Annotated in this window: 7 protein-coding genes and 2 pseudogenes; 7 read left to right on the top strand and 2 right to left on the bottom strand. The window is 40.8% G+C overall.

Annotation, left to right across the window (positions count from 1 at the left end):
- The first annotated feature begins 45 nt into the window (after positions 1-45).
- The 7 genes and pseudogenes from ACFFAP_RS32485 to ACFFAP_RS32455 all read left to right on the top strand — a co-directional run bounded on the left by ACFFAP_RS32485 (position 46) and on the right by ACFFAP_RS32455 (position 6,173).
- Entirely contained in the window at positions 46-297 is a 252-nt protein-coding gene (locus ACFFAP_RS32485) for a hypothetical protein (protein WP_375515076.1), read from the top strand.
- Complete coding sequence (locus ACFFAP_RS32480; RefSeq protein ID WP_375515078.1) at positions 207-518, top strand: tyrosine-type recombinase/integrase; 312 nt, start codon at positions 207-209, stop codon at positions 516-518. The genes ACFFAP_RS32485 and ACFFAP_RS32480 overlap by 91 nt, the downstream gene beginning before the upstream one ends.
- Positions 519-1,518: 1,000 nt before the next feature.
- Positions 1,519-2,466: pseudogene (locus tag ACFFAP_RS32475) on the top strand (IS5 family transposase).
- 61 nt (positions 2,467-2,527) lie between these two features.
- Positions 2,528-3,088 carry a hypothetical protein gene (locus ACFFAP_RS32470; protein ID WP_375515075.1) on the top strand — a complete coding sequence of 187 codons (561 nt, stop codon included), beginning with the start codon at positions 2,528-2,530 and terminating at the stop codon, positions 3,086-3,088.
- A 155-nt stretch (positions 3,089-3,243) separates the two neighbouring features.
- Entirely contained in the window at positions 3,244-3,732 is a 489-nt protein-coding gene (locus ACFFAP_RS32465; RefSeq protein ID WP_375515074.1) for a TIGR00725 family protein, read from the top strand.
- Positions 3,733-3,938: 206 nt separating this feature from the next.
- Positions 3,939-4,959: pseudogene (locus ACFFAP_RS32460) on the top strand (transposase).
- 35 nt (positions 4,960-4,994) lie between these two features.
- The gene (locus ACFFAP_RS32455; RefSeq protein ID WP_375515077.1) at positions 4,995-6,173 is read left to right on the top strand and encodes a DUF2252 domain-containing protein; all 1,179 of its coding nucleotides are present in this window, start codon (positions 4,995-4,997) and stop codon (positions 6,171-6,173) included.
- Between the two features lie 845 nt (positions 6,174-7,018).
- On the opposite strand, the gene ACFFAP_RS32450 is transcribed toward ACFFAP_RS32455, so the two are convergent.
- Positions 7,019-7,531, bottom strand: coding sequence for a hypothetical protein (locus ACFFAP_RS32450; RefSeq protein ID WP_375515073.1), 513 nt, complete (start codon positions 7,529-7,531; stop codon positions 7,019-7,021).
- Positions 7,532-7,766: 235 nt separating this feature from the next.
- Positions 7,767-8,222 (bottom strand): hypothetical protein, encoded by a 456-nt coding sequence (locus ACFFAP_RS32445; protein WP_375515072.1) that lies wholly within the window; start codon positions 8,220-8,222, stop codon positions 7,767-7,769.
- Positions 8,223-8,280: the final 58 nt, after the last annotated feature.

Here is an 8,280-nt window from a genome sequence, read left to right as displayed (position 1 = left end):
TGCACTTAGTTGCGGTTTTCACATCCATTTTTCCAGGTGCAAGATGTGAGTTTACTTCCCTCATGGCTAGATTTGTCTTTGTCTTGCATTGCCTATTGGGCATTAGCAATGGTGAGCACGGTTATTGGTCGTTGGCGTGGTGTGGTATTGGTAGACTTTGACGTGCCTGTAGAATCGGTAAATGCTGTACGCTACAAACTCAAGATATCTACACACCCAAGGGAAACGTTAGACCGCAGTTTGTCATTAGAAAGTCAAATACCAAGGGGAAACTTGCCACTAGGGCCATACCAGTGATTGAAGACCTACGGCGTTTACTGGTTGAATACTACCCATTGGCAGGGGATGATTATCTGTTTGCCGATCGCAGTAACGGACATATCAGCCATGACTCAGCAGCTAGAATACTGAAAACAGCTTGTCAACACGTAGATATTTTTGGAGTGAGTACCCATAGCTTCAGGCATACCGCGCTCACCCAGATGAGTAACGCTGGCATACCACTGAGAGTTATCTAGGAAATCTCTCTTCATCGGAACTTAGAACAGCTACAGAGATACCTAGAAGTGTCTAACAATCAAATACTGAGAGCGGTTGCGGCGTTATCGATGCTGTCACCTGTTGGGCAAAATGTCGGGAAATAGGAAGACTTCCGCTTTCACTTCTCCAGTTTAAGAACTGTCATACTCAAAACAATGAAAATCAATATTTATGCGTTGAACGATAGGTTTCTACAAAATAAGAGTTCTGATTACTTTTTAGCAAAACTGAAAAGATATAAATTATTCGCTATTTACATGGTTAGATTCAAAGACTGACACAATATTTTTTTCAAAGATTATTGGATTTTATATATTGCTAATTGTCGGCAACGTTACAGCGTTGGGATTCTCACGTTTATCGTTATTTAAGAAAGGAAAATCAATTCTGCATTTGAACTGCGCTTGCCTAACTAGTCAGGGCAAACGCATCTAAATTACTCTTGATCACAACCAAGGCAAAGAACCAACGACTTTAGCAGCATTTCTCGTTTGGTTTAGTTTTCAAGACTCAAAGCGATCGCTAAAGGTGTGTCAAGAAGCAAGGATTAATGCGACTATCTTCGAGCTTATTGAAAATAAAATCCTCTTGTTGACATGATGCGTTTGCCCTGCCTAACTAGTGCTGTTGTCGAAGAAGCTTTTTTAGAAGATTCGTTTTCAGTTCTTACTCCTATAGGACTTACGCACAGGTAACGGAAAACGAACCACAGAGGACGCAGAGGTCACGGAGAAATGAGAGTTTGAGAAGGTTTTTGCGTAAGTCCTATCCTATATAAGCTTCAGTTAAATCCAATTATTTATCTATAGAATTCACAGAAAATATAGTGGATTCTAATTTTTATTTGACAATGTAATTCTGGTTAAGATTTGCTATCAATATTAGAGGAAATAGCAGCATGGAGCGGCGTTGTTGCACGAATAGAGAAAATGGTAAATTATATCTATCAACTATTCCCTCTCCACTTTCAGCCTGACTATGAGCAAGAAAGGCAAAGCTAAGTACAAAGTTCGTAATTGGCAATCATACGATGCAGCACTTAAACAGCGAGGTAGTATTAGCTTTTGGGTAAGCGAGGAAGTAATTGAGCAATGGCGTAACGAACAGAGAACAGGACGACGCGGAGCATCGAATTACTACAGCGACGTGGCAATCGCAGCGATGGGGACAATTCAATCAGTGTTTCATTTGCCAGGAAGGCAAACAGAGGGGTTTTTAGAATCGCTATTTACTGTAATGGGAATTGAGCTAGAAGTGCCGGATCACTCCACACTATCGCGCCGTTTGAGTAAGTTACCTGTGTCACTACCTGTGGTTCGCAAAGATAAGGCTGTGCATATAGTAGTGGATTCAACTGGTGTAAAAGTATATGGTGAAGGGGAGTGGAAGGTTCGTTAACATGGAGTGGGGAAACGGCGTACATGGCGCAAGTTGCATTTAGGAGTTGATGAAGAAAGTGGAGAAATTCTAGCGGCGATGGTAACTACCGCTAATGTCTCAGATTGCGAAGTGTTAGGTGAGTTATTAGAGCAGATTGAACCAGACATTAAACAAGTATCTGGTGATGGTGGCTATGACACATTCAACTGCTATGATGCGATCGCCCAGCGAAAGGCCAAAGCCACGATTCCACCTCGATTGAATGCTAAGATTCACCAGCGTAAGAGCTGCAAAGTACCGCCACATCCAAGGGATGAAAATCTGCGCTCGATTCGTCTCTTTGGACGCAAACAATGGAAACAAGAAAGTGGTTATCATCGACGTTCTTTGTCTGAAACCGCTATATTTCGACTTAAAACTATTTTTGGGGGTCGGTTACGGCGACGAGGTTTTGATAGTCAAGCCATTGAGTTATTTCTCCAATGTGTTGCCCTTAACCGCATGATTCAGTTGGGCAAGCCCGATAGCTATAAAGTGGAAAACTAACTTACTACTCTATTGAAAGAAGGTATATTATATCTTTTTTTGTTTCATGCAACAAAGCCGCATGGAGCATACAAAAATTCAAAGTCCCGAATGGCTTTTTTTCTTATGGTTGTTATGGGTGATAGCTACTACAATAGGCGGAATAATTTTTGGAGCTTGGATTTTTGGTGATGAAGATTATTTCTCCCATATATTCATGACTGGTCTGATCATCGGAGTCGCTCAATGGTTGGTTCTACGCCATTACATTCCAGACGCCAGATGGTGGATACTTGCTAGCTTTCTTGGTTTGTTTTTGCGTACTTTTGTACCATACTACGGAGCGACTATAGGATCTTTCGGATATAATGTCATCAATAATTCTATAACTTTTACCTTACTTGGGGTTGCCCAATGGTTAGTTCTACGCCACCACACTCAATACGCAGCGTGGTGGATACCCGTTAGTACTGTAAGTGGGGTCATGAGTGCAGCAGTGAGCTTGACTGTTACTGCATTTCTGGGTAATGTTAGCAGTTTGCATTATGTTATAAAAAATGTTTTGTTCAATGGTGTAAGTTGGGCTGCGAGTGCGGCAGTAATCGGTATTATGCTGGCGTGGCTATTACGGTTAAAAAGTTAAGTTCGACAAAACTTATTTAATTATCAGGGATAACGGGCGCATCCCTGCGACCTGTTATCCCTGGTATTTGGGAGCAAATGAATCATATCAGCCAATCGCCCTTTCAGGGAGGCCACTTTCACTTGTAGCCCAAAACCAGTATCATCTGAAATTGGATGCAAAAAATTATTATTGGGGTTATGGGTCGGGGAGAAAATGCGACAGCAAATGATTTACAAAATGCTTATATACTAGGTCAACTTATTGCCAAACAGGGATGGGTTTTACTGACTGGTGGTAGAAATGTAGGAGTAATGGATGCAGTAAGTAAAGGTGCAAAATCTGCTGATGGTTTAACTATTGGTATTCTTCCAGGTGAAAATCAGGATGGTATGTCCTCTTGGGTGGATATTGCTATTTTCACAGATATGGGTAATTCTAGAAACAATATTAATGTTCTTACCAGTGATCTGGTAATTGCTTGCGGTATGGGTACAGGAACCGCTTCAGAAATTGCTCTAGCTTTGAAAGCAAATAAGCAAGTAATTTTGTTGAATAATAATCAAGAAAGTCAACTTTTCTTTAAAAAGCTGTCGCCAGAAAATGTTTATATTGTCGAGAGTGTGGATCAGGGGATTGCTGCTGCCAAAAGAATTTTATCTTAGTTATGAATTAGTGTATCAGTAAAATCTTCTCTCAAGTGAGAAGGCTTAAGTAAAAAAAATTGCAAGTATGTGTCTCAATCAGGACTTACGCATTGACAAATTAGACAACAAGTGTAGTAGTGAAGAGAAGAAAAAATATGCGATCGCTAGTCGGTAGGTGAGTGGAAAGTTGGATAATTTACCTGTCTCTATTGAGGGTATGGGCAATCAGAGTAACTACCAAGCCATCCACGGCAAAGTGTGATCTTGACACTTACACCTGTTTTTACTTGCAGAATCAAAGTATCCAGGCTGCACACGTTTAGCAGACATCATGGAAGATTTGTCACATGATAGTGTCAACAGATTTTTACTACGTGAGCGGTATGAACCAAAAGATTTATTTGATGAAGTTAAGCTGTATATCAATTTAGTAGGCGGCGGATTAAGTGCAGACGATACGGTAATTGATAAACCTCATAGTGACCCCAAGTTAACAGAATTAATTGGTTACTCTTATTCGGGAAGGCATCATCGTATAGTCAAAGGAATTCAGCTAATTACCTTGTATTACACTGATTTATCAGGGAAATCTGTACCTATAAATTATCGTATTTATAACAAGCAGGATGGTCAGACAAAAAATGAATATTTGCGAGAGATGATTACGGAAGTTTTGGCTTGGGGATTAGAGCCACAGGTGGTGACTACTGACGCTTGGTATTCCAGTAAAGACAATATAAAATTCTTTAAAGACAAGGGATTGAGGTTTTTAACTGGTATAGCTAAAAATCGCTCATGTTCTGTCGATGGTAAAAATTTTACCCAAGTCAAAATCTAGAAATTCCCGAAACTGGTTTAATCGTGTATCTAAAAAAGTGTGGACAAGTGAAAGTCTTTAAGAGAAGTTTCAAAAACGAAGCTCACAGATATTACATCATGTATTCACCTCAAAAAGATGCATTAATTGAAATCACTAGAACGGATTTTAACACATTACATTCAATCCATTGGGGCATCGAATGCTACCACAGAGCTATTAAACAGGTGTGTGGAATTGATCTATTTATGGTGAGAGCAACTGAGGCTATTCATACTCACTTTTTTAGTGCAATTCGTGCTTTTACTCAGCTAGAATTAATGCGAACAGAAGAGTTAATTGAAAACTGGTATGAAGTCCAGCGAAATTTATCTCTACAAGTAGCTCGTGACTTTATCCTTGAACATCTAAAACAGAAAGTTGCTTGAGTACACATACTCAGTTTTCTGTCAATGCGTAAGTTCTGCGAGGGACGGCTCACATCTTTTATCGTGATATGCAAACTTTACCAGGTTCAGGATTTGTCAATTCCTCTACAAGAGCCATCTACTTAGAGGGGGATATGCATATGCAAAATCTTGGGGGAATGAGGGATAGCAACGATAATAACGTCTTTGATACCACTGACTTTGATGAAGGTTATCTTGGCCCCTACGTTTGGGATTTGCGACGGATGGCAGTCTCGATTCTTCTAGCAGCCAAAGAGAACGGCCTAAGCTCTAGTGATGCTCAAGATATTGTCCGAAATTTCCTGGATGCTTACCTCAACAAAATGAGCGATTTTAAGGGGACTAACGACGAGCGATCATACCGTTTGCAACAGAGCAATACCAACGGTGTGGTCAAGGATTTAATTCAACAGGCAGCAGGCAAGAGCCGCTCTAGTTTGCTAAATAAGTACACGCTGCTAAATAGTAGTAGCAATCGAGTTTTTCAGACAACCTCTGAACTCCAGCCTGTATCCAGCAGCACCTACTCAGATATTGCTGGGGCGATGAGCAGCTACATCGCTTCAATTCCTAGCAGTAAGCGCTACAGCAATAGTTACTACACCCTGAAGGACATTCGTCTCAAATTAGGCTCTGGCACTGGTAGTCTTGGTAAGTATTGGTATTACTTGCTGATTGAGGGGCCAAGTTCAGCAACCGATGATGACCGGATTTTGGAGATGAAGCAGGAAACTTCTAGCGCAGTGGCGATCGCAGCTCCAGGTTTACTACCAAGTTCAGTCTATGGAAATCATCAAGGAGCGAGAGTGACAATCGCCACCAAAGCGATGCTCTCCAATACTGACCCTTTAGTTGGCTACACTACGGTCAGTAGCATTCCCTTTATGCTGCATGAAAAATCCCCTTACCAGGTTGACTTTGACTATACGTTGCTTACCACTAAATCAAAGTTCATGGATGCGATGGGATATGCAGGCAAGGTCGTTGCTAAGAACCATGCTATCTCTGATCAAGATTACGATGCTAGCATTGTTTCAGAAAGCGTTGACAAGCAAGTGACTGATATCACCAGCCCTAACAAGGCTGTATTCAAAGATGAGATTGTTAACTTTGCTCTAGACTATGCAACTCAAGTCGAGTACGACTACACCAGTTTCGTGAACGCTTACAACAGTGGGGTGACACTCTACTAAACTGAACTATTGATTGCAATTGTTGAATATGGGTGATAGTAATTACAGGAGTGCGATCGCTCTTTTAAACCCGTTAACAGGTTTGTTCGCGAATTTCTCACAAACAATAAAAAATCAATTTATATAGACTTATATAAGGCATTTTTTTGCTACATTATTAATTGAAATTTAGACAAGGAAACAAAGTAAGTATAGATTAGCAGATACAAGCTTAATCCTGCATCTGATGTTACTGTCCCTCCTTGGAAATTAACTACAATCGGGCGTGATTTTTCCCCGGAGAATTTGAATTGTTTTGGTGTACGAGCTGTGAAGGTCGGGGTCATACTTTATAACTGTTGAAATGCTTATCCTATATACATTTTCGCAGTTTTTGACCACCTTTTTTTATTTCTTTGTGAGAAATCCGGGTTAACGGCTTACAAATCTCTCAATGAATCACCAATGAAACCTTTTGATAGGTCTGCTCCTCGCTGTAATATGGCTGCCCACGGCGGAGCTGCCGCTCCTCCAACCGCTACAATCTTGTTTCCAATGTTAGAAAAGGCAGTGGTCTCAATAGACCTCTTGCATAATTATTTTGTGGTATGATTAAGGGTTTTATAAAAATGCATATCAAAATCTATACTGAGAACCTATGTTACCTCATTAGTATGTCTGATTGAGATAGAAAGCATATTTTTAAAACCTCTTATCATACCATGAATTATTTTTGCAAGAGGTCTATTGAAAGCGGCTCATCAAGCCCAAGTGCGTAACTTTCGGTATCACAGATCATTTAGGAGAGTGATTTTTTCGGGGGAGATAGCAAGCAAGCGCTTTGTGTGCCCTGAGTTTCTATTTCTTCAATCGGCATCCTGTTCCACAATTTGGGCTTGCAGTACCCGATTTTGTAAGGGGGAGGCAGTACGATCAACTCTACCCACAACTACGACTGACTTTCCTACCGTAAGCGAGTCAGAGACAAGTGTGCCATCTGCGGACTCAAACAAAGCAAAAGTGGTATCAACGGTAAACGTCACCCCGGCAATGATGTACTGTGGACAGGGCTGACCTGGTTTACACACAGGTCTAATGTCAGGTGTGCGAACCGTTGCTGTCCGACCCTCAATACTAATTACCTTACCTTGAATTACAATCAAGCGAGTTGTCTGGGTATTTGGCGGATAACAAGGACCACCATCAACACCAATACAAACACGGCTGGAATTGATAGCGATTGAGCCTTGTATGATTGTCAGTGGTTTAACAACTTGAAGTTTGGTTTGCTCTTTGGCAAACGCAGGAACACTAACCATAGTAGATAGTAAAGCCAGTCCGACAAAAGCTGCGGGTATTCTAAGACAGCTAATCAGCATAGTAATGTTTCCTTTTTAAATATCACCTGTATTTACTTATTACTGTCAAGCGCACAAGTTTTATGCAAAACGCGCCACTGTTTGGTGTCTGCCTGTTTAGTGCTTGCCGTATCCGCGAATGCTGTACTCTGTTGACTCAAGACATCTACACACCCAAAGGCAACGTTAGACCGCAGTTTGTCATTAGAAAGTCAAACACTAAGGGTAAGCTGGCTACTAACTTTCATCTTCAGTTTTATTTAGCATTTAGGGGTCTTAAAGCAGATACTGTCGGAGAAGAACAATTTGCTGAATTTGTACTGACATAACGTCCGTAGGCTAACGTGAATGCTTGTCCACTATTTATGGCTTGGTTCCCATTGTAATAATTGATTTGCACAGTGTAATAACCTTTGACATCTCCAATTGCTACGACTAACGGACGAGTACCATTAGTATCATCATTACTCCATATTTTGCCAGAGGGTGAAACAAGTACTATTTTTGTATCTGCACTTTGGAAAACTACATCAAGACGGATGCACTCATTTGCATCACCAAATACCTGCACAATAAATGGTACTGAGTCACCAAATGCATTTTTCTCAGAGATGCCACTAATATCCACTGACCCACAGTTTACTGTTGTACAGTTATCTACAACAGGGTCAAATATTGTCGAACCAGCCCACGCATTCTCAACTGAAAACATTACGAACCTATCCCACTAATAATATTTTGTTAATCCAGATGTGGATGGTAGCGAGGTC

Origin of the sequence: uncultured Nostoc sp. (genome assembly GCF_964245575.1) — a bacterium.
In the GTDB taxonomy this organism is placed as follows: Bacteria; Cyanobacteriota; Cyanobacteriia; order Cyanobacteriales; family Nostocaceae; genus Nostoc.
This window is presented reverse-complemented; position numbering and strand designations above follow the sequence as displayed.